This is a genomic window from Colwellia sp. Bg11-28, from assembly GCF_002836245.1.
Taxonomy (GTDB): domain Bacteria; phylum Pseudomonadota; class Gammaproteobacteria; order Enterobacterales; family Alteromonadaceae; genus Colwellia; species Colwellia psychrerythraea_A.
Genome location: NZ_PJBA01000001.1, coordinates 238,993 through 258,671, shown reverse-complemented (window position 1 = coordinate 258,671; position 19,679 = coordinate 238,993). Strand labels below are relative to the sequence as shown.

Sequence of the window (19,679 nt, the reverse complement as noted above, 5' to 3'; positions counted from 1 at the left end):
GTAGACTCCTAAACTTTAACAATTTTAATAGCACACTTTTTATAATCTGTTTCTTTCGATAACGGATCGGTGGCATCTAAAGTGACTTTGTTAACTAAACGACTGGCATCAAACCAAGGCATATACACTAAACCAACAGGTGGCTTATTACGGCCTCTTGTTTCAACACGTGTTTGTACTTCACCACGTCGAGAAATAAGCTTCACTAAATCACCGCGGCGCATGTTACGTTTTTTTGCATCATCAGGGTGCATGTAAACTAATGCATCAGGCATCGCTTTATATAACTCAGGTACACGTTGTGTCATTGAACCTGAATGCCAATGTTCTAGTACACGACCGGTAGATAACCATAAGTCGTATTCTTCATCTGGAGACTCGGCTGCAGGCTCATAAGGTAGAGCGAAGATAACAGCTCTGCCATCAGGTTTTCCGTAGAAGTCCCAGTCACTACCAGGTTTACAATACGGATCAGAACCTTCTTTAAAGCGCCATTTAGTTTCTTTACCATTAACAACAGGCCAGCGTAAACCACGCTCTTTATGGTATCTGTCATATGGTGCTAAATCATGGGCATGACCACGACCAAAGCTGGCATATTCTTCAAATAAGCCTTTTTGGATATAGAAACCGAAATCACGAGACTCGTCATTTAAACGATCTTCAGGTATTTCCGACAGTGGGAACTTACCAACAGAGGCGTCTTTATAAAGCACATCAAATAACGTTTTACCACGAACTTCAGGCTTTTTAGCAATCAGCTCTTCTGGCCAAACATCTTCTACTTTAAAGCGTTTAGAGAATTCTACTAATTGCCACATATCTGATTTAGCACCTTCTGGAGCTTCAACCATTTGGTACCAAGATTGTGTACGACGCTCGGCATTACCATACATACCTTCTTTTTCTACCCACATTGCTGTTGGTAAAATTAAATCAGCTGCCTGTGCGGTAACTGTTGGATACGGGTCTGATACTACAATAAAGTTTTTCGGGTTACGGTAACCAGGGTAAGCTTCTTCATTGATGTTAGCGGCAGCTTGCATGTTGTTATTACACTGCACCCAGTAGAAGTTTAACTTACCGTCTTTAAGCATACGGTTTTGTAAAACGGCATGGTAACCAGGTTTTGCTGGAATAGTGCCTTCAGGCAAGTCCCAAATTTTCTCAGCAATAGCACGATGCTTAGGGTTTTTAACAACCATATCGGCAGGTAAACGATGTGAGAAAGTACCTACTTCACGAGCAGTACCACACGCGGAAGGTTGACCTGTTAATGAAAACGGGCTGTTACCAGGAGTTGAGATTTTACCTGTTAACAAGTGAATGTTATAAACTAGGTTATTGGCCCAAACACCACGAGTATGTTGGTTAAAGCCCATAGTCCAAAATGATGTTACTTTGATTTTTGGATCCGCATACATCTCAGCTAATTCTTTTAGCTTATGCTCAGGAACACCAGAAAGTTTTGATACGGATTCAGCCGTATATGTGCTAACAAATTTTGCGTATTCATCAAAATCAATTGGCGTAGAGCTGCCTTTAGTTTTACCGTTGTTTTTAGCTTTTTGTTCTAGCGGATGCTCAGGACGTAAACCGTAACCTATATCTGTTTCGCCTAATCTAAAGTTTGTATGTTTACTTACAAAGTCTTTGTTTACGCGACCAGTTTGAATAATATAGTTAGCAATGTAGTTTAAAATAGCTAAATCAGTTTGTGGCGTGAAGATCATGCCGTTATCGGCTAAATCGAAACTTCTGTGCTCAAAAGTAGATAATACAGCAACTTTTACATGGGGTGCACTTAAACGACGATCAGTTAAACGCGTCCATAAAATAGGATGCATTTCTGCCATGTTTGAGCCCCATAATACAAAGGCATCAGCAGCTTCTAAATCATCGTAACAGCCCATAGGCTCATCGATACCAAAGGTACGCATAAAGCCACCAACAGCAGACGCCATACAGTGACGAGCATTAGGATCAATATTGTTAGTACGAAAGCCTGCTTTCATCAATTTAACTGCAGCATAACCTTCTTGAACAGTCCATTGACCAGAGCCGAACATACCAAGTGCTTCTGGACCATCTTTCTTCAATGCATCATTAGCTTTTTCAGCCATTACATTGAAAGCTTGATCCCAAGAAATAGGAGTGAATTCACCTTCTTTATCGTATTTACCGTTGGTCATACGTAATAAAGGGGTGGTAAGTCTGTCTTTGCCGTACATGATTTTTGAAAGGAAATAACCTTTCACACAACTAAGACCTTTGTTCACAGGTGATTTTATATCGCCATGGGTAGCAACAACTTTGCCATCCATAACGCCTACATTAACACTACAGCCTGTACCACAAAAACGACAAGCAGCTTTATCCCACTTAAGTTTAGTAATATCGGAGCTGGTAATTAAGTTAGAGGCTACTGCAGGTACAGATACCCCAGCAACAGCAGCGGCTGCTGCAATCGCATTTGCTTTTATAAATTCGCGGCGATTAATTGTCATCGTGTCACCTTCCTTTTGCTTTTTGATTCGGTTTTAAACAGGGTTAATTTTATTCTTTATTCTTTTTTGATGGCTACTTCACTGTATTGTTCTTCAGCATTGTCATCACCACTCTCGTCTAAAACTTGGTGATAAACAGGTGATACATTAAGTATGCCTTTATGGACTCTTATAATATCTATTTTTTTGTCAAGATCTTTAAAGCCAGTACCTTCAACAGTGAAAACTATTTTACCTTCATCGCTGACTGCGTGAATTTCTGCACCTTCAACAGCAGTAATAACCGCTTTCACTTCATCGAGTTGTGCAAATATTGGCGAAGCAACTAGACTAGCTACGTGGTATTCAGGTGTTCTATGGTCTTTTTGTGTCATATATTTCTTAAATTATTTTTTAAACTGTTGTTTGGTCAAAGTTAAACGCTATTGCATCTTGTGGGCAACTTTTAATGCATGCGCCACATTGAGTACAATCAAGATCATTTAAACTGGGTTGTGGAATGCTTGAATTAAGGTAATTAAATTTTATTACGCTAGTTTCACATTCATCACGGCAACTTTGACAATAAATATTATTTTTAGCTAAACACTTATCACTAATTTCCAACGTTACCGGCCAAGCTTTTTTATTGTTTAAAGTATTTTCTTCAGTAAATACACCCGAAAAAAGCGGTTGTTCACAGCTCTCTATACACTTATTACAAAAGGTACATTCACCTAAACTGAAATCGATTTTTGGAAAGCCATCTTCATCTTTAACAATAATATTGCTCTCGCAACTGCTAATGCAATCTTGGCATTGAGTGCAGCCAGAGGTAAATACCGCTTCATTAATTACCCAAGGTAAGCGTAATTCGTGTTTAGTTTTTACACGTCCGCGAAAAAAGCGCCTTCTTGAAGGATCGGCTAAACGTTCGACTGTTTCAGTGTTGTTAGTAGACAAGATATTAAGCGCTTGGTGGACCAAAGAATATTTGACTGATCCAGACCGCAAAACCAAAACCGGCAACGATAATTACCGATAAGATAGGTGCTAAAAAAACAGCAAGAAAAATAAAGGTATTTCGCTCATGCTTTTTTTGTTGTTCAGGAGATGTTGCTTGGTTCATAATGCTCTCGAAAGTTTATGATTAAGGTAAGCTAAATTTGGGTTAACTTTAATCCCTTGCTAGGTCAAATAGTTTGATCTAGATCAGGTTTAGCAAATTAACCATAGTTAATTTATGGCCTTAAGCAGTATAGAGTTTAATCGCGCAAAAAAGCTAGGCGAAATTTTTTTTTTTTGCTTTAACATACTCGATAACTTGGATTTTATTCACTTACTTCTACTTCAGGGTTTTAAAAAAATATGGTGCAAGTACAAGATTTCCTATCCTGGTTTAACGATTATGTCAGGACAGCAGCAGCAAAAAATGAGCGACGCATGGTTGTTTTATCGGGTTGTGAGTCTTGGGCAATGTCTTTATTACACTCTATTGATGTGATTCACGCTGCTTTAAGCACAGAGACTAAACAAAATTTTCAAACTTTTTCTTCGCCAGTTCAATGTCTTGTTTATGGTGATAGCGCTATATTTCCTGCAAATGTACAGAAAAAACGCTACCGGGATAAGTTAGGAAGTGAAAGTGATTTTATTATTTTTGTCGATAGTGAGTTTACCATTGATGCATTTGCCGGCTTGTCGGGCACGCTAAAAGCTGGCGGAATATTATTTCTAGTTATACCATCGAGAGATGAGAAACTTGAACAAAGCCTGTTTTTTAAACGCTTTTATTCACTATTATCAAAGATGCCTAGTCATACCATCATAACGGAATCGCAAGCTTCGCTTTTACCTCTTCATTTTGATGTAGATAATCCGGTAAAGCTGTCGGCAACTTCGACTTACCCACATGGCTGTATTACCCAAGAGCAGTACAGTGCGGTTATCGCCATCAAAAAAGTACTTTCAGGTCAAAGAAAAAGGCCGCTAGTGTTAACGGCTGATCGTGGCCGGGGGAAGTCATCAGCATTGGCTATTGCCTGTGCTCAACTAATGAAAGCACATGAACACGATGAGTTTAATATTGTTATTACCGCTCCTGATACTCAAGCGCTGTCAGTTTTCTATCGGCAATTAAAGCAAAGCTTAAATAGCGTCGAGCAGCAAGGTAATACGATTATCTTTGGCAAGGTTAAGTTAACGTTTATGGCTGTTGACCAATTAATAAGGTCACCGATAAAACTTAATCTTCTTTTGGTCGATGAAGCTGCGGCAATTGCTGTTTATCTACTTGAACAATTACTTAGAAGTTATCATCGGATGGTTTTTTCTAGTACTGTTCATGGTTATGAAGGAGCTGGGCGAGGTTTTACTTTAAAGTTTCAAAAAGTACTTGATAGGTTATGCCCACAATGGGTGAATTTACATATTAATCAGCCGATCCGTTGGCGGGAAAATGATCCGCTTGAACAATTGGTCTTTGACGCTTGTTTGTTAAATGCAGAATTACCTACGTTGAAAACGACATTAGCACCTCTGCCGCCAACCTATGGCAAAGGTAGTTCTGTCGAGAAGGCCGAAGTCCTAAATAAATCAAATGAACCTGTATTCAAAGTTATATCTGCAAAAGAGCTGGTTGCTGATGAAGCATTATTAAAGCAAGTTTTTGCTGTTTTGGTAACAGCACACTACCAAACTAAGCCGAGTGATTTACAGCTACTACTAGATAACCCTCAAGTACAATTAACTTGCCTTTACTCTTCCAAAAATAATGATGCAGAAATGCTAGCTGTTGCTTTATTGATGAATGAAGGGAAGGGGAATAACGTGAGTGATGCAGATATTCGAGCAATAAAACATTCTGAACGTCGTTTACGTAATCATTTTTTACCGCAATCATTATTCAGCCATTGCGGTTTTGAACAAGCTTTTAATTATAAATATTTACGTATTATGCGCATTGCTGTTCACCCACAAATTCAGCAGCAAGGTATCGGTGCTCAATTTATTCACTACATAGAATTATTAGCAAAAGAGCAAGGTGTTGATTTTATTGGCGCTAGTTTTGGGGTTAATCCTGAGCTGCTTTCTTTCTGGCTTAACGCTGGATTTTCTACTGCTAGAATTGGTTTCACCAAGGACAAGGCTAGTGGAGAGCATTCTGCTTTATTAATTAAAGGACTTGGTGTAAAAAGCAAGCAAGAGCAGCAGAGTTTTAAGCGTAACTTTTATCAAAGTTTCGATTATTTACTGTTAGAAGAATATAGAGCACTTACGACGGAGCTTGTATTTTTGTTATTGAGACAAAACTCTAAAGGAGATGTAAGCGCTTTGTCTGAGCGAGATATTGCTAATGTTCAGGCATTTTCACGTGGTGAACGCTTATATAGTAGTTGTTGTTATAGTTTATATTTATGGCTTAAGCAGGATCTGTTGAGTGAAACTAAGTGCCACTCAACAGAAGTTTTACAGCAGTCTTTAGTGCTTGTTGCAAGATTGATTCAAAAGCATGATAGTGACTCTGTTTGCCAAGAATTTGGCTTAACAGGGAAGAAAATGCTGAACAATCATATTAAAAACTATGTACATTTAAGACTAAATACTGCAATTAACTGAGCTAAATAACTGAGCCAATAAATGAGGCCTAATAATGAGTTAACTGGCTTCTTTATTTACAGCATGCCATTGCCAATATCGTTGCATAGCAAGATATTCACAGCGCTTGTTACCACTAAAGTTTATGTCATCATGGTGCAACAACTTAGTTAGATAAAAGCTAATGGTTTTAGCTAAACCACTACTTGGGTTGTTGTTATAGGTGGTAAGTAACATAACCAGCCAGCTTTCCATATAAGTAAATTCATTTGAAGCAGTTAAGCACATAATATTTCTTCTCCATCGAGAGTGTCACTGCTTGTGCTACTTGCAAGTAAGTTATGCCAAATAACTGTTTTAGCATTGGCATTTAAACACTTGCAATCACCGCAATGTAATAAACCTGAATTGAGTAAATGAGAAAGTAGGCTGCTAGAAATCTCAACTTGTACTTTGTCAATTTTGTTAGTGGTAATAGTGGCCATATTTTCTCCCTTTGTTTTATTAAGCATAAACAAAGAACCAACCAGATGCAAATGATAATTATTATCATTTATTGTTTTTAGTAGAGTGATTGATAGTAATGTTATTTAGTATTACTGATTGCGATTCATCAATTCACTGTATATATACCGGCTATGATTCAAAGTGCAGGACTTTAGTGATAGCTAAAAACTATTTAGCTAAGGCATTTACTTCAGACACTAGTCGTTCCATTGTTCAAATGAATAACGCAACATAAATCACTTTTAAACCAATAAAAGAAGTGCTTGAGCAACACCACTACGTTGTTGCACTTTTTTGTCAGGACGCTTCATGGATGATGTTTTAGAGAATGCAGGAGCATATTCTCCTGAATAACCATTACTACAAAGGTGCGCCTTGTATTGAAATTGCTCAAGCACTCTGAAACCTGTATCTTGATTGATAACGGGTATATATGTTGAGTAAAAGGGAGCTAATATATGAATGCAGCAGTAAGCGTACAGTCACTTAGTAAGCAATATAAAGATGTCTGTGCAGTTGATAACGTGAGCTTCGACGTTCAACAGGGTCATTGTTTTGGTTTACTAGGACCTAATGGTGCTGGAAAAACGACGACTATTGAAATTATGGAAGGTATTATAAGTGCCTCTTCAGGACATGTGCTTTATCAAGGCCAGCATGTTGATAGTCAAATATCTCAGCAAATAGGCATTCAGTTTCAACATACCGCTTTACAAGATTTTTTAACCGTTAAAGAAACACTCAACTTATTTGCCTCTTTCTATCAAAATACTTTACCACAAGCACAATTAATTGAACTGTGTGATTTAAGTGAGTTTTTAGATAGGGACAATCGTTTATTATCGGGGGGGCAAAGGCAGCGATTATTACTCGCTTTAGCGTTAATAAATGACCCTCAAATTATCTTTCTTGATGAACCTACTACGGGCTTAGACCCTCATGCCCGTCGAAACTTTTGGCAGTTGATCAAAAATATTAAAGCACAGAATAAAACTGTTGTTTTGACAACCCACTATATGGATGAAGCAGAGCAGCTATGTGATGATATTGTCATCATGGATCTGGGGCGAATAATTGAAGCAGGAACCCCGCATGAATTGTTAGCTAAGCATTTTGAAGATGTTTTTATCTACCTACCTCAGGCACAAATTTCGAATGAATTGGTCAATGAACATAGCTGGAATAAATTAGCTGACCGTATTGAAATCACGAGTAAAAACGTTGAACAAACCTTATCCTTGTTAATGAGAAAAAATGTTTCCCTTGATGGCTTGCATGTTAAGTCGGCTAATCTTGATGATTTATTTTTGAAGCTTACAGGTCATTCGTTACAAGCATAACGAGCCCTGACCCTTATATTTTAGGAAATAATATGAATTTCAAACGTTTTTTTGCTGTTTTTAAAGCACGAAATATTGAATTTTTCCGTGATAAGTCATCACTCGGTTGGAATCTATTTTTTCCAATTCTATTACTGGTCGGTTTTTCCTTTATTTTTTCAGGTGATGGTCGCCCAGCCTATAAAATAGGCTTGCTGGTAGATCAAGGTCAATTACAACATGAAAATGCAGCGCAAACATCGCTTACTGAATTACGCTTTATTGATTTTATTAACTATAAAGATCTTGCGTTAGCAAAAGCAAAGCTTAGCCGTCACAGTCTCGATTTGTTAGTTGACTATGATGCTAAGCGTTATTGGGTGAATGAAGAATCATCCAAGAGTTATTTAGTTGAAAAAATATTCCTTGGTCAACAATCAGGATTTACTCGCCTACAAAGTAGTGGCAAGAACATTCGTTATGTTGATTGGGTGCTACCTGGAATACTGGGTATGAATATGATGTTCAGTTGCCTATTTGGTGTTGGTTATGTCATCGTACGTTATCGAAAAAACTCAGTATTAAAGCGTTTAAAAGCAACGCCACTGTCTGCTTTTGAATTTGTTTCTGCGCAATTATTATCACGGCTATTCATTGTTATGTTCATGTCAACGGTGGTTTATAGTGGCTGTAATATCTTTTTCGACTTTTTCATGCTGGGAAGCTATGTAGACCTTTTCATTATCGGCGCATTAGGCGCTTTTTGTTTAATTAGCCTAGGGCTACTGGTAGCAAGTCGTAGTAAAAGTGAAGAGCTTATTGGCGGCCTTTTAAATGTAACCTCTTGGCCTATGATGATGCTTTCAGGCGTGTGGTTTAGTTTAGAAGGAGCACCTGAGGGATTAAAAATATTAGCAGATTTTATGCCGCTTACTCACTTAGTTGCTGGCGCAAGAGCCGTTATTACTGAAGGTGCCACACTAAGTGATATTAGTTTTCATGTTAATATATTATTGCTGATGAGTAGTGTCTTTTTGGCATTAGGGGCTTATTTGTTTAGTTGGAATACTGAACGTTAAATAAAAATTGAAACGATGGTTTTGTGGTGTAGTATTAGTATTATAAACAGGCAAGTAGAGTAAAGTTTTGATAGCTTTACGACATTATTTGAGTTGGTGGTAATTGCATGGTCATACCAGTATACTTGCCTTGAGTACGTCGTTGTCACATAAATACAATGACATTTACCCCTTATTTTAAGAGACCTATTATGGCTGTAGTGATTAGTGGAACTGGGTTGTACACGCCAACCCAGAGCATCTCAAATGATGAATTAGTACACTGTTTTAACCAATACGTAGAGAAATTTAATCTTACTCATAGTCAGGAGATTGAAGCAGGCAAGATCGTCGCGCTATCTCCATCAGACAGTAGTTTTATTGAAAAAGCTTCGGGCATAAAAAGCCGTTATGTCATGGAGAAAGAAAGCATTTTAAATGTCGATATTATGTCGCCACGTTATACCGAACGTGATAATGACCAACTCTCCATGCAGGCCGAGATAGGTGTTGCAGCAGCTAAGGAAGCGATGTTAGCTGCCAATAAAACACCAGCCGATATTGATCTTATTATTGTTGCCTGTGCTTATACCCAGCGTTCGTATCCTGCTATGGCGATTGAAATACAGAATGCCCTTGGCTGTGGTGGTTGGGGGTTTGATATGTTGGTCGCTTGTTCGGCAGCAACGTTTGGCATTATCAATGCAGCAAATGCTATTCGTAGTGGCACAGCAAAAACAGTGTTGGTCATTAACCCTGAAATACTATCACCACAAATTAATTATCGAGATAGAGATAGTCATTTTATTTTTGGTGATGTAGCAACGGCATCAATTATCGAAGATGAAAGTACCGCTAATGCGGAGCATGTTTTTAAAATCATCAGTGAAAAACCAATGACCAGTTTTTCTAATAATATTCGTAGTAATATTGGTTATATGAATAACTGTAGTCCAGAAAACTCGGATAATGATGACAAATTCTTTATCCAGCAGGGACGAAAAGTGTTTAAAGAAGTTTTGCCTATGGTCTCTAATTTAATTACCAGTGAAATGGCAAAAATGGATATAGGGGCTGATGATATTAAGCGATTATATTTACACCAAGCTAATATCAATATGAATAATTTCATTGGTAAAAAAGTTCTTGGAAGAGAACCAAGCAGCGCTGAAGCGCCTATTATATTAGATGAATATGCAAACACGAGTTCAGCAGGTTGTATTATTGCTTTGCACAAAAATAAACAGGACCTAGCGACTGGAGACAAAAGTGTATTATGTTCTTTTGGTGCAGGATACTCAGCATGCTGTTTATTGTTGGAATATGTCTAAAGTAAAGCTCATGTAAAGTAGGCCTTATATAGAGTAGGAATTATGTCGCAATCTAGCCTTTGGCAACTACACACAGATACGGGAGATTTTGCAGAGCTATGCAATGCCCTTTATCAGCGTGAAATTAGTCTTATTGCCAAAGGCGACTTTTCAAGTGCGCAATCTGTACAAGCACGCTTAGAAAGTTTGTCATATTATATAACTCGTACAGCCCATGCTATGGTAACAGTTATCGCACAAGGGCACTCGCCACTGCTGCTAGATACTCATAATGCCAGTTGGTCAGCCAAACAAGGTAAACAAATACCTTTATCTGGACAAGAAACTGAGCAAGAATGTGCGAACATAATTAACTGGTACTTGCAAAAAGATATTTACGTCGGCCTTGTTGTTCCCGTGTTGTTAGCTGATCATATTATTATTGATTGCATTGATCGGATTGATCTTGATAAGCAGAGGATACGAACAAATGTCGGCGGTTGGTTTTCGTTAACCATTGATGAATTAATGCATAAAGGTCAAGAGACAAATAAGCGCCTGCTCAAACCCAATAAAAAAATAATGACCTCAGCTTGTACGGGGCACTGCTGGCAAGGCAATAATAAACAACTTCCTATTATCCCAACGTTGAGAGAATTGTTACTATCCTGCTCTATTAATTGGAAAAACTTCAAAAAACCGTTAGCTATTTAACTCTGCCCGTAGATAGGTATAATAACGGTAATAATCTCGTATTTGTCTATACACTTTATTTAGGTTGTCATGCGCGTATTCACAGCAATTTTGCTGATACTATTAGTATTACTTCAATACCGACTTTGGTTTGGTAAAAATAGTGTGCCTGATTATCTCGTTCTGAAAGAAAATGTTGTTCGCCAGCAAAGTGCCAATGAAAAATTACAACAACGCAACAAATTACTTTTTGCTGACACCGATGATTTAAAATTAGGACTTGAAGCGATTGAAGAACGTGCTCGAAATGAGTTAGGTATGATCAAAGAAAATGAAACATTCTTTCGTCTTATTCCTAAAGAAAATAGCACTCGTAACGTAAATAATTAGATGAAAGGCAAGGTAGCTTCTTAATGGCGTCAGCTCTAAAATTTATTGTTATTGTACCTGCTGCAGGCGTAGGTAAACGCATGCAGGCAAATTGTCCCAAACAATACCTTCGCATCAATAATGAAACAATTTTATCGCATACTGTGATGAGGTTGTTAAGTCACCCGTTAATCAGTCAAGTTATTGTTGCTTTAGGAACCGAGGATCAATACTTTGCGGAATCTGAACTAGCACATCATAAAGACATCATTCGTGTAAACGGAGGTACTGAACGAGTTAATTCAGTGCTCAATGGTTTAAAGGCTGTCGATAGCGATAAATACCCTTGGGTATTAGTACATGATGCGGCGCGCCCCTGTGTTAGCCATCAAGATATCGATAAGTTAATTACTCGATGCTTACGCAAAGATTACGGCGGAATATTAGCTACGCCTGTTAGAGACACCATGAAACGTGGCGTACTTATTAAAGACAGTGCTAAAGGTGATAATACTATTATCGAGAGCACCGTCGAGCGAGAGCAATTATGGCATGCTTTGACACCACAGATGTATAAGACTGATGAGTTAACACTTGCCATAGAGCAAGCTCTAGAAAATAGTTTAAAAATAACGGATGAAGCTTCAGCTATTGAACAGGCTAACTTACCTAGCTTATTAGTTTCAGCAAGTAGTGAAAATATAAAGATAACTCACCCTAATGATTTAGCACTAGCTGAATTTTATTTAAATAAGCAAGCAAGCGAATAATACCAATTAGATTGACTGCCCTGATCTTAATAGTGCAGTGAGTTAATGTGATTAGTATAACTAGATAAAAGGACAACAAAATGCGCATAGGTCATGGTTTTGATGTACATAAATTTGGTGGCAAAGGGCCTTTAGTGCTCGGTGGAGTAAAAATACCTTTTGAACAGGGATTTATCGCACACTCCGATGGCGACGTCGCGATTCATGCGCTTTGTGACGCCATTTTAGGGGCATTGTGTTTAGCTGATATTGGCAACCACTTTCCTGATACCGACGGACAATATGAAAATATCTCTAGCAGAATACTACTACGTCATGTTGTTTCGTTAATGACGGACAAAGGCTTTCAACTAGGCAATGCAGATATTACGATTGTAGCTCAAGCCCCCAAGATGGCACCTCATTTAGTAGCGATGCGTACTTGTTTAAGTGAAGACTTAAAAACAACAATTGAGCAAGTGAATGTGAAAGCCACCACGACAGAAAAACTAGGGTATACCGGGCGAAAAGAAGGTATTTCAGTGCATGCTGTGGTTTTATTAATTGCAATTGAGCATCCTTTACCACTTATCGAAGAAATACAAAATATTTAGTTGGGCTTATCGCCTTTTATCGCTAACACATACAGAATTATAAGAAGATAGATGACATGTTAATTGAACAAGCCTACTTACATGGAAAACCAGAATCGAGTGGTTTATTACGTAGTCAAATAAGTGATTTTCAAGTGTTTGAAGAATTGCCCTTTTTACCCTGTGGTGAAGGGGAACATTTATTTGTTCATATTCGAAAAACCGGGGCAAATACCCTCTTTGTTGCTCGAGAACTAGCAAAGTACTTTGAAGTAAAAGAACAGCTTGTTTCTTATGCTGGTTTGAAAGATCGCTTTGCGGTCACCGAGCAGTGGTTTGGTATACACGTTCCAGGTAAGCAAGAATATAATTTAGATGACTTGAATATTGAAGGTGTCGAGGTTCTTTCTTATAAGCGACATAATAAAAAATTACGCACAGGTGCATTAACTGGTAATCGATTTGAGCTCATTTTACGTGAAGTGACCGCTATCAAAGCGTTTACTGAACGCTGGCAAAAAATTGTTGAACAGGGTGTCCCTAATTATTTCGGCGAGCAGCGTTTTGGTATTGGCGGTGGCAATATAGAACGTGCTTTATCATTATTCTCAGGGCAGAAAGTAAAAGATAAGAAAAAGCGTGGTATGTATCTATCGGCAGCCCGGTCACATATTTTTAATTCAGTGCTTAATGAACGAATTCAACAGCAATGTTTTGATAAAGTAGCTGTCGGCGATGTGTTAATGCTAGCGGGCACACAATCAGTATTTCATCTGGATGAAGTAGATAGCGCTATTCAACAACGTTTTACTGATAAAGATGTGGATATAACCGCACCTATGTGGGGCGCTGGTGAACTGATGACTAGCAATGCACCACAGGTATTAGAACAAGAAGTAGCGACAAAGAATTTAGAATTTTGTGAAGGGCTACCACGTTTTGGTTTAAAGCAAGAACGCCGTCGCATTCGCTTAACGGTTAGCGATACCGATATTGAATTGTTATCAGCGGAAGAATACTCAGCACAAGAAGAGAGTAATGCAGTGAAAATTAGTTTCTTTTTACCTGCGGGGTGTTACGCCACGACGGTTTTACGTGAGTTATTGAACTACCAAGATATGACAACGCGCATTGATAAAAGAGAAACAGCTGTTAACTCAAATCAGCAGGATTCGGCATAAATTATGGATGAACAAAACTTAACGAGTAAAATGAAAATATTATTGAGCAATGATGATGGCGTGCATGCATTAGGTATTAAAGTGCTTTTTGATGAACTCGTTAAACATTTTTCGGTAAACGTAGTCGCCCCAGATCGAAATTGCAGTGGTGCTAGTAACTCATTAACATTGCTTAATCCTTTACGGGCAGAGCATTTGGATAATGGTTTTATCTCGGTAAACGGTACACCAACAGATTCAGTGCACTTAGGCAGTAGCCAGCTTTTTACTGATTGTGACTTAGTGGTTGCAGGTATAAATAAAGGCGCGAATTTAGGTGATGATACTCTCTATTCAGGCACTGTGGCAGCGGCAACTGAAGGACGTCATATGGGTATGCCTGCAGTTGCAGTATCCTTGGCGGGAAATAATGAGCAACATTATCAAACGGCAGCGATTGTCACTGCAAAAATAATCAAACGTCTACGTACTCATCCATTACCAGCAGATCAAATTTTAAATATTAATGTCCCTGATATTCCATTAGCTGAGCTAAAAGGGATAAAAGTCACACGCTTAGGTCACCGTCACCAAGCTGAACGTATGCAAAAAATGCAAGATCCATGGCAGCGTGATATTTATTGGTATGGCGTGCTAGGACAGGAACTCGATGGAGGAGAAGGAACCGATTTCCATGCTATTGCCAATGGATATGCGTCGGTAACACCACTAACCGTTGATATGACTGCTCATCGTAGTATAGAAAATATTAAAAGTTGGCTTACAGCGCTTAACTTATCAGATTAAATCGGATGTATTCTTATGATGTCTAGTCGCATAGGCGGAAAATCAAAGCGCAGTGGAGAGTTATTGGCGCAAAAATTACAGAGTGAAGGTATTAGTAATCCTGCTGTTCTAAAGGCTATAGCTCATTCTCCTAGGCATATATTTGTGCCTGAAATTTTGGCACATAAAGCTTATGACAATACTGCCTTGCCCATTGGGCAAGGGCAGACTATTTCACAGCCTTACATTGTGGCTAAGATGTCTGAGTTACTATTAGCAGATGGCCGGCCGCAAAATATATTAGAAATAGGTACTGGTTCTGGTTATCAAACCGCTATTTTAGCTCAGCTAACAGATAAGGTCTTTTCGGTTGAGCGAATCAAAGCGTTACAGTGGCAAGCAAAGCGCTGTTTACGCGCAATGGATTTACACAATGTAGCAATGAAGCATGGTGATGGTTGGCAGGGCTGGCGAAGCAAAGGACCCTTTGACGCCATCATAGTTACTGCGGCACCTTCGAGTGTACCACCCGCCTTATTAGATCAGTTAGCAGATGGTGGGCGTTTAGTTATCCCCGTTGGAGAGCAAACTCAAATTTTAAAAATTATCACCCGAGAAGGTGATGTTTATAACGAACAGCAAGTTGAAGCTGTGCGTTTTGTACCTTTAGTACCCGGAGATTTATTGTAGTGAAAGTTTTTTCAAGTCTTTACCAGTGGACTTTACGCTGGGCAGAACATCAGTTTGCCCCGCGTTTCTTAGTAGCACTTACCTTTGCTGAGTCCATATTTTTCCCTATCCCACCTGATGTATTACTTGCGCCTATGGTGTTAGCAAAACCACAAAAGGCATGGTATTTTGCAGGAATAACCACCATTGCTTCAATTCTAGGAGGCTCAGTTGGTTATTGGCTTGGTTACTTAATGTTTGAACCGTGGATCCAGCCACTTATTTCTAACTTTGGTTATCAAGCGCGATTTGATATCGCTATTGGTTGGTTTAATGAGTGGGGTGTATGGGTAGTATTTATTGCTGGATTTTCACCAATACCTTACAAATTGTTTACTGTCAGTGCGGGATTTTTGCATATGGCTTTCTTACCATTTTTTATTGCTTCTGCTATAGGTCGAGGTTTACGTTTTTTCCTAGTGGCGGGCCTAATTAAGTGGGGCGGTAGTGCCATGGAACAAAAGATAAAGCAGTGGGTTGATGTTTTAGGCTGGGGAATTGTTGGCGCCATCGTTGTTGGTTATTTCGTTTTACGCTAAGGTGAATTGATATTCATTTTATGAGCATAAGTATTGAATTGGTTGTATGGAAAATACAGTGGATATTCCTGTAGTGGATTTCCTATGAGTTTTTTTCGACTAGCTAAATACTTATTTACTTACGTTATTTTTGCGATCACTCTTTTCTCTTGTAGTAGCCGCAATACACCTGCACCTGTATCAAATATTGTGCTAGGAGAACGTAATCAAGACTCTATTAGGACTTCGCAATATCTTGTTAAAAAAGGAGAAACTCTCTATTCGATTGCATGGCGTGCGAACTCAGACGTTAGAAAAATTGCTCGGATAAATAAAATCTCCTCGCCGTATCGAATATATCCAGGACAAAAAATATTTTTAGTTGAATCTAAGGTTAAAAAAACAGCGGAAGTAAGTAAACACAAGGTATCACATAAAAATTCGACTAAAAGCTCTACCGCTAATAAAAAAAACGGCTCAAAAAATACACTTGCATCTACTAAAAAGCAGGCGTATGGTGAAAATGTAAGCACTCTAAAATCATACCAAAACAGCACTTTAGCATCGGAAAAGTTTTCACAAAAAATTAGTCGATGGCAATGGCCGGTTAAGGGCAAAGTTGTAGAGTATTTTTCAAATAGTGCACAGGGTAATAAAGGCATAGATATTACAGGCCGTCGCGGAACAAAAATTAAAGCGTCGACGACAGGTAAAGTGGTATACGCAGGTAATGCCCTTAGGGGCTACGGTAAACTCATTATTATAAAACATAACGATGACTACTTAAGTGCATATGCCCATAATGATCGTATTCTCGTTAAAGAGCAGCAGATCATAAATATCGGTGATGTTATTGCCACCATGGGTGACACTGATGCCAACAAAGTAATGCTTCATTTTGAGATACGCTTTCGAGGGAAATCAGTTAATCCTTTAAAATATTTACCAAAAAAATAATAATTGTCGTAAATAAGAAACCATAAAATAAATACTAAAAAATCGGAGTTGTCGTGAATATTTAAAAATTAAAATTAAGCTTTGCAAATTTGGGAGAAATAGCATGGTCAAATTAAAAGAACAAAAAAAAACTATTGAATCGAAGGAAGATGCACCGTCAAACCTAGACGCTACACAGATTTATTTAAGTGAAATAGGTTTTTCACCGCTATTAACCGCTGAAGAAGAAGTTTACTTCTCACGTCTAGCCCTCAAAGGGGACGAACCATCAAGAAAACGGATGATAGAGAGTAATCTACGTTTAGTTGTGAAAATAGCCCGACGTTATAATAATCGCGGACTACCTTTACTTGATTTAATTGAAGAAGGAAACTTAGGCTTAATTAGAGCCGTTGAAAAATTTGACCCTGAGCGAGGCTTCCGCTTTTCAACTTATGCTACGTGGTGGATACGCCAAACCATTGAACGGGCAATAATGAACCAAACCCGTACTATTCGATTACCTATTCATGTTGTTAAAGAACTTAATATTTATTTACGTGCTTCTCGTGAACTAATTCAAAAACTCGATCACGAACCTACCGCCGAAGATATCGCACAGCACCTAGATAGACCTGTTGCCGACGTTAATAAAATGTTGCGATTAAACGAGCGTATTGCCTCTGTAGATACCCCTTTTGCAGGAGAATCAGATAAAGCTTTATTAGATGTTATAGCTGATGAAAAAAGTACCGGCCCTGAAAGTGATTTACAGTCAGAAGATATGAGTAATAATATTATTCATTGGTTAAATGAGCTTAATACCAAACAAAGGGAAGTGTTGGCTAGACGTTTTGGTTTACTTGGATATGAAGCATCAACGCTAGAAAATGTTGGCCGTGAGATTGGTTTAACACGTGAACGCGTTCGTCAAATCCAAGTTGAAGCATTAAAACGTTTACGTGACATTTTATCCCAACAAAACTTGTCAATAGAGGCTATTTTTCAAGCCTAAATTTAGATTATCTTACGATGATAAATAGGTAATTATTGTCATGAATGATTACATGTTAAAAGCAGCAATTAAGGGCTGCTTTTTTTATGTCTAAAATTCACATTTAAAATTAGTTTATACGTAATGATTAAAAATATTTGCAGGTGTATTGAGAAATCTATTGTGAGGTCCAACTAATGTTCTCCTGTTCCACCAAGGTCTTATTTACAAAACGAAATAATTAACTATAGCTGCGCAAAATAGACATTTATTGACGTAAATAGTAATGAAAAATTTAAAATGCCCGTAGAATAAAAAGGTCTTTTTGTGGTAATATCGCGCCAGAAAATTTTAACTTAGAGCCAGTGGGTCTTTTTCTTTAGCGGTAACGCTAAAATTAATTCTTCACTGAAATACACTGAAATTGGTGACTTAATTTTTATCTAATTGATATTTAGGCTTTTTATGCTGTGATATTCATTAGATAAACTAATGAACTGATTTTTATACTCCCATCAAAAGTAGTGCAAGTGTTTATGATTACAATAAAAAAAGGCTTGGATGTTCCTGTAAAAGGCGCTCCGCAGCAGGTAATCCATGATGGTCCGTCCATCAAAACCGTTGCAACACTCGGTGAAGAGTTTGTGGGTATGCGTCCAACCATGTTTGTTAAAGTGGGTGACCGCGTAAAAAAAGGTCAGGTGATTTTTGAAGATAAAAAAAATCCTGGCGTTATATTCACAGCTCAAGCTGCCGGTGTTGTAAAAGAAATTAACCGCGGTGAAAAACGTGTTTTACAATCAGTTGTTATCGATGTCGATGGCTACGATCAAGAAACGTTTACCGTTTATCCAGCAACTGAATTCGCTTCTCTAGCACGTGAAAACGTTGTTAAGAACTTAGTCGATTCAGGTTTATGGACAGCATTAAGAACGCGTCCATTTAGCAAAGTACCTGCTATTGATAGTGAACCTTCTGCGATTTTTGTTAGTGCGATGGATACCAATCCATTGGCGGCGAATCCAGAAATCGTTATCGGTGAGCAAAGTGAAGCGTTTAAAAATGGTTTAACCATTTTATCTCGTTTAACAAGTGGTGAAGTATTTGTTAGCAAAGCGCCAGGGGCAAATATCCCTGTAGATAGCAATGCAACAGTAACTGAATTTGCTGGTAAGCATCCTGCAGGCCTTGTAGGTACGCATATTCACTTCTTAAAATCTGCAAGTGCTGAAAGATTTGTTTGGCATGTTGGTTATCAAGATGTTATCGCGATTGCTAAATTGTTCACTACAGGTGAAATCGATAATACTCGTGTTATTTCACTTGCCGGTCCTGCCGCCACAAACCCACGTTTAGTACGTACGGTTTTAGGTGCTAGCACTGCTGAATTATCAGCAGGCGAAACCGCTGAAGGTGAATTACGTGTTGTTTCTGGCTCACTATTAATGGGTGCAACAGCCAGCGCTGTTCACGGTTATTTAGGTCGTTATAACGTACAAGTATCATTAATTCTTGAAGGTCGTGAAAAAGAATTTATCGGTTACATGTACCCAGGTCCTAATAAGTTCTCAGTAACTCGTGCTTATATGTCGCACTTTTTCTCGAGTAAGTTATTTAGTATGACTACTACGACTAACGGTAGCTCACGTGCCATGGTGCCAATTGGTAACTTTGAACGTGTTATGCCATTAGATATTTTACCTACCTTGTTTTTACGCGATATTTGTTCTGGTGATACCGACGGCGCGCAACAACTAGGTGCCTTAGAGCTAGACGAAGAAGATTTAGCACTGTGTACATTTGTTTGTCCCGGCAAAACAGATTACGGTGTAATTCTTCGTGATTGCCTAACCACAATCGAAAAGGAAGGTTAGT

22 protein-coding genes are annotated in these 19,679 nt (G+C 38.4%); 15 read left to right on the top strand and 7 right to left on the bottom strand.

Annotated features, from left to right (window positions below):
* Positions 1-8: 8 nt before the first annotated feature.
* The 4 genes from napA to napE are packed head-to-tail and all read right to left on the bottom strand — an operon-like array spanning position 9 to position 3,615.
* Complete coding sequence (gene napA, locus CXF79_RS01080) at positions 9-2,507, bottom strand: nitrate reductase catalytic subunit NapA (RefSeq protein WP_101153575.1); 2,499 nt, start codon at positions 2,505-2,507, stop codon at positions 9-11.
* Between the two features lie 56 nt (positions 2,508-2,563).
* On the bottom strand, positions 2,564-2,881 hold the full coding sequence (locus tag CXF79_RS01075) for a chaperone NapD (protein ID WP_011041896.1): 318 nt from the start codon (positions 2,879-2,881) through the stop codon (positions 2,564-2,566).
* 19 nt (positions 2,882-2,900) lie between these two features.
* Positions 2,901-3,449, bottom strand: coding sequence for a ferredoxin-type protein NapF (napF, locus tag CXF79_RS01070; protein ID WP_101153574.1), 549 nt, complete (start codon positions 3,447-3,449; stop codon positions 2,901-2,903).
* Between the two features lie 4 nt (positions 3,450-3,453).
* On the bottom strand, positions 3,454-3,615 hold the full coding sequence (napE, locus tag CXF79_RS01065; RefSeq protein WP_011041898.1) for a periplasmic nitrate reductase, NapE protein: 162 nt from the start codon (positions 3,613-3,615) through the stop codon (positions 3,454-3,456).
* A 239-nt stretch (positions 3,616-3,854) separates the two neighbouring features.
* Between napE and CXF79_RS01060 the strand changes: the two genes are divergently transcribed.
* The gene (locus tag CXF79_RS01060) at positions 3,855-6,104 is read left to right on the top strand and encodes a GNAT family N-acetyltransferase (protein ID WP_232769040.1); all 2,250 of its coding nucleotides are present in this window, start codon (positions 3,855-3,857) and stop codon (positions 6,102-6,104) included.
* A gap of 39 nt (positions 6,105-6,143) precedes the next feature.
* Here the strand turns inward: CXF79_RS01060 and CXF79_RS01055 are convergent, their stop codons facing one another.
* The 3 genes from CXF79_RS01055 to CXF79_RS23320 form a co-directional block, all read right to left on the bottom strand.
* Positions 6,144-6,371, bottom strand: coding sequence for a hypothetical protein (locus CXF79_RS01055; RefSeq protein WP_101153573.1), 228 nt, complete (start codon positions 6,369-6,371; stop codon positions 6,144-6,146).
* Complete coding sequence (locus CXF79_RS01050) at positions 6,362-6,568, bottom strand: hypothetical protein (protein WP_049757745.1); 207 nt, start codon at positions 6,566-6,568, stop codon at positions 6,362-6,364. Before CXF79_RS01050 ends, CXF79_RS01055 begins: the two co-directional genes overlap by 10 nt.
* A 264-nt stretch (positions 6,569-6,832) precedes the next feature.
* A complete protein-coding gene (locus CXF79_RS23320; RefSeq protein ID WP_157825821.1) occupies positions 6,833-6,988 on the bottom strand; it encodes a hypothetical protein in 156 nt (51 codons plus the stop codon).
* Positions 6,989-7,048: 60 nt separating this feature from the next.
* Here CXF79_RS23320 and CXF79_RS01045 point away from each other — a divergent pair, with 60 nt between their 5' ends.
* The 14 genes from CXF79_RS01045 (at position 7,049) to CXF79_RS00980 (ending at position 19,678) form a co-directional block, all read left to right on the top strand.
* Positions 7,049-7,930, top strand: a complete 882-nt coding sequence (locus CXF79_RS01045; RefSeq protein WP_101153571.1) for an ABC transporter ATP-binding protein — start codon at positions 7,049-7,051, stop codon at positions 7,928-7,930.
* A gap of 32 nt (positions 7,931-7,962) precedes the next feature.
* Positions 7,963-8,988, top strand: a complete 1,026-nt coding sequence (locus CXF79_RS01040) for an ABC transporter permease (protein ID WP_101153570.1) — start codon at positions 7,963-7,965, stop codon at positions 8,986-8,988.
* A 191-nt stretch (positions 8,989-9,179) separates the two neighbouring features.
* Positions 9,180-10,298: a beta-ketoacyl-ACP synthase III gene (locus CXF79_RS01035; RefSeq protein ID WP_011041906.1), complete on the top strand. Its 1,119-nt coding sequence runs from the start codon at positions 9,180-9,182 to the stop codon at positions 10,296-10,298.
* A 42-nt stretch (positions 10,299-10,340) separates the two neighbouring features.
* Positions 10,341-10,991 carry a hypothetical protein gene (locus CXF79_RS01030; protein ID WP_101153569.1) on the top strand — a complete coding sequence of 217 codons (651 nt, stop codon included), beginning with the start codon at positions 10,341-10,343 and terminating at the stop codon, positions 10,989-10,991.
* 69 nt (positions 10,992-11,060) lie between these two features.
* Positions 11,061-11,360, top strand: coding sequence for a cell division protein FtsB (gene ftsB / locus CXF79_RS01025; RefSeq protein ID WP_011041909.1), 300 nt, complete (start codon positions 11,061-11,063; stop codon positions 11,358-11,360).
* Positions 11,361-11,383: 23 nt separating this feature from the next.
* The gene (gene ispD, locus CXF79_RS01020; protein ID WP_101153568.1) at positions 11,384-12,109 is read left to right on the top strand and encodes a 2-C-methyl-D-erythritol 4-phosphate cytidylyltransferase; all 726 of its coding nucleotides are present in this window, start codon (positions 11,384-11,386) and stop codon (positions 12,107-12,109) included.
* 80 nt (positions 12,110-12,189) lie between these two features.
* The gene (gene ispF, locus CXF79_RS01015; RefSeq protein ID WP_101153567.1) at positions 12,190-12,702 is read left to right on the top strand and encodes a 2-C-methyl-D-erythritol 2,4-cyclodiphosphate synthase; all 513 of its coding nucleotides are present in this window, start codon (positions 12,190-12,192) and stop codon (positions 12,700-12,702) included.
* A 56-nt stretch (positions 12,703-12,758) separates the two neighbouring features.
* A complete protein-coding gene (gene truD / locus CXF79_RS01010; RefSeq protein WP_101153566.1) occupies positions 12,759-13,862 on the top strand; it encodes a tRNA pseudouridine(13) synthase TruD in 1,104 nt (367 codons plus the stop codon).
* Between the two features lie 30 nt (positions 13,863-13,892).
* On the top strand, positions 13,893-14,648 hold the full coding sequence (gene surE / locus CXF79_RS01005; RefSeq protein WP_041737346.1) for a 5'/3'-nucleotidase SurE: 756 nt from the start codon (positions 13,893-13,895) through the stop codon (positions 14,646-14,648).
* A gap of 18 nt (positions 14,649-14,666) precedes the next feature.
* Positions 14,667-15,317 carry a protein-L-isoaspartate(D-aspartate) O-methyltransferase gene (locus CXF79_RS01000; RefSeq protein WP_011041914.1) on the top strand — a complete coding sequence of 217 codons (651 nt, stop codon included), beginning with the start codon at positions 14,667-14,669 and terminating at the stop codon, positions 15,315-15,317.
* Positions 15,317-15,895, top strand: coding sequence for a YqaA family protein (locus CXF79_RS00995; RefSeq protein WP_011041915.1), 579 nt, complete (start codon positions 15,317-15,319; stop codon positions 15,893-15,895). The genes CXF79_RS01000 and CXF79_RS00995 overlap by 1 nt, the downstream gene beginning before the upstream one ends.
* Positions 15,896-15,979: 84 nt before the next feature.
* Positions 15,980-16,831 (top strand): peptidoglycan DD-metalloendopeptidase family protein, encoded by an 852-nt coding sequence (locus CXF79_RS00990; RefSeq protein WP_101153565.1) that lies wholly within the window; start codon positions 15,980-15,982, stop codon positions 16,829-16,831.
* 103 nt (positions 16,832-16,934) lie between these two features.
* Positions 16,935-17,825 (top strand): RNA polymerase sigma factor RpoS, encoded by an 891-nt coding sequence (gene rpoS, locus CXF79_RS00985; protein ID WP_011041917.1) that lies wholly within the window; start codon positions 16,935-16,937, stop codon positions 17,823-17,825.
* Between the two features lie 515 nt (positions 17,826-18,340).
* Positions 18,341-19,678 carry a Na(+)-translocating NADH-quinone reductase subunit A gene (locus CXF79_RS00980; protein ID WP_011041918.1) on the top strand — a complete coding sequence of 446 codons (1,338 nt, stop codon included), beginning with the start codon at positions 18,341-18,343 and terminating at the stop codon, positions 19,676-19,678.
* The last annotated feature ends 1 nt before the right edge of the window (position 19,679 follow it).

What these genes read in the sequence shown, in the direction of transcription:
- CXF79_RS01045 (WP_101153571.1), top strand. Translation starts at nt 7,049, where the DNA reads ATGAATGCAGCAGTAAGCGTACAGTCACTTAGTAAGCAATATAAAGAT.
- ispF (WP_101153567.1), top strand. Translation starts at nt 12,190, where the DNA reads ATGCGCATAGGTCATGGTTTTGATGTACATAAATTTGGTGGCAAAGGG.
- napA (WP_101153575.1), bottom strand. Translation starts at nt 2,507, where the DNA reads ATGACAATTAATCGCCGCGAATTTATAAAAGCAAATGCGATTGCAGCA.
- truD (WP_101153566.1), top strand. Translation starts at nt 12,759, where the DNA reads ATGTTAATTGAACAAGCCTACTTACATGGAAAACCAGAATCGAGTGGT.
- napE (WP_011041898.1), bottom strand. Translation starts at nt 3,615, where the DNA reads ATGAACCAAGCAACATCTCCTGAACAACAAAAAAAGCATGAGCGAAAT.
- surE (WP_041737346.1), top strand. Translation starts at nt 13,893, where the DNA reads ATGAAAATATTATTGAGCAATGATGATGGCGTGCATGCATTAGGTATT.
- CXF79_RS00980 (WP_011041918.1), top strand. Translation starts at nt 18,341, where the DNA reads ATGATTACAATAAAAAAAGGCTTGGATGTTCCTGTAAAAGGCGCTCCG.
- CXF79_RS00990 (WP_101153565.1), top strand. Translation starts at nt 15,980, where the DNA reads ATGAGTTTTTTTCGACTAGCTAAATACTTATTTACTTACGTTATTTTT.
- rpoS (WP_011041917.1), top strand. Translation starts at nt 16,935, where the DNA reads ATGGTCAAATTAAAAGAACAAAAAAAAACTATTGAATCGAAGGAAGAT.
- CXF79_RS01035 (WP_011041906.1), top strand. Translation starts at nt 9,180, where the DNA reads ATGGCTGTAGTGATTAGTGGAACTGGGTTGTACACGCCAACCCAGAGC.
- ftsB (WP_011041909.1), top strand. Translation starts at nt 11,061, where the DNA reads ATGCGCGTATTCACAGCAATTTTGCTGATACTATTAGTATTACTTCAA.
- ispD (WP_101153568.1), top strand. Translation starts at nt 11,384, where the DNA reads ATGGCGTCAGCTCTAAAATTTATTGTTATTGTACCTGCTGCAGGCGTA.
- CXF79_RS01055 (WP_101153573.1), bottom strand. Translation starts at nt 6,371, where the DNA reads ATGTGCTTAACTGCTTCAAATGAATTTACTTATATGGAAAGCTGGCTG.
- CXF79_RS01050 (WP_049757745.1), bottom strand. Translation starts at nt 6,568, where the DNA reads ATGGCCACTATTACCACTAACAAAATTGACAAAGTACAAGTTGAGATT.
- CXF79_RS01000 (WP_011041914.1), top strand. Translation starts at nt 14,667, where the DNA reads ATGTCTAGTCGCATAGGCGGAAAATCAAAGCGCAGTGGAGAGTTATTG.
- CXF79_RS01075 (WP_011041896.1), bottom strand. Translation starts at nt 2,881, where the DNA reads ATGACACAAAAAGACCATAGAACACCTGAATACCACGTAGCTAGTCTA.
- CXF79_RS01060 (WP_232769040.1), top strand. Translation starts at nt 3,855, where the DNA reads ATGGTGCAAGTACAAGATTTCCTATCCTGGTTTAACGATTATGTCAGG.
- CXF79_RS01030 (WP_101153569.1), top strand. Translation starts at nt 10,341, where the DNA reads ATGTCGCAATCTAGCCTTTGGCAACTACACACAGATACGGGAGATTTT.
- CXF79_RS01040 (WP_101153570.1), top strand. Translation starts at nt 7,963, where the DNA reads ATGAATTTCAAACGTTTTTTTGCTGTTTTTAAAGCACGAAATATTGAA.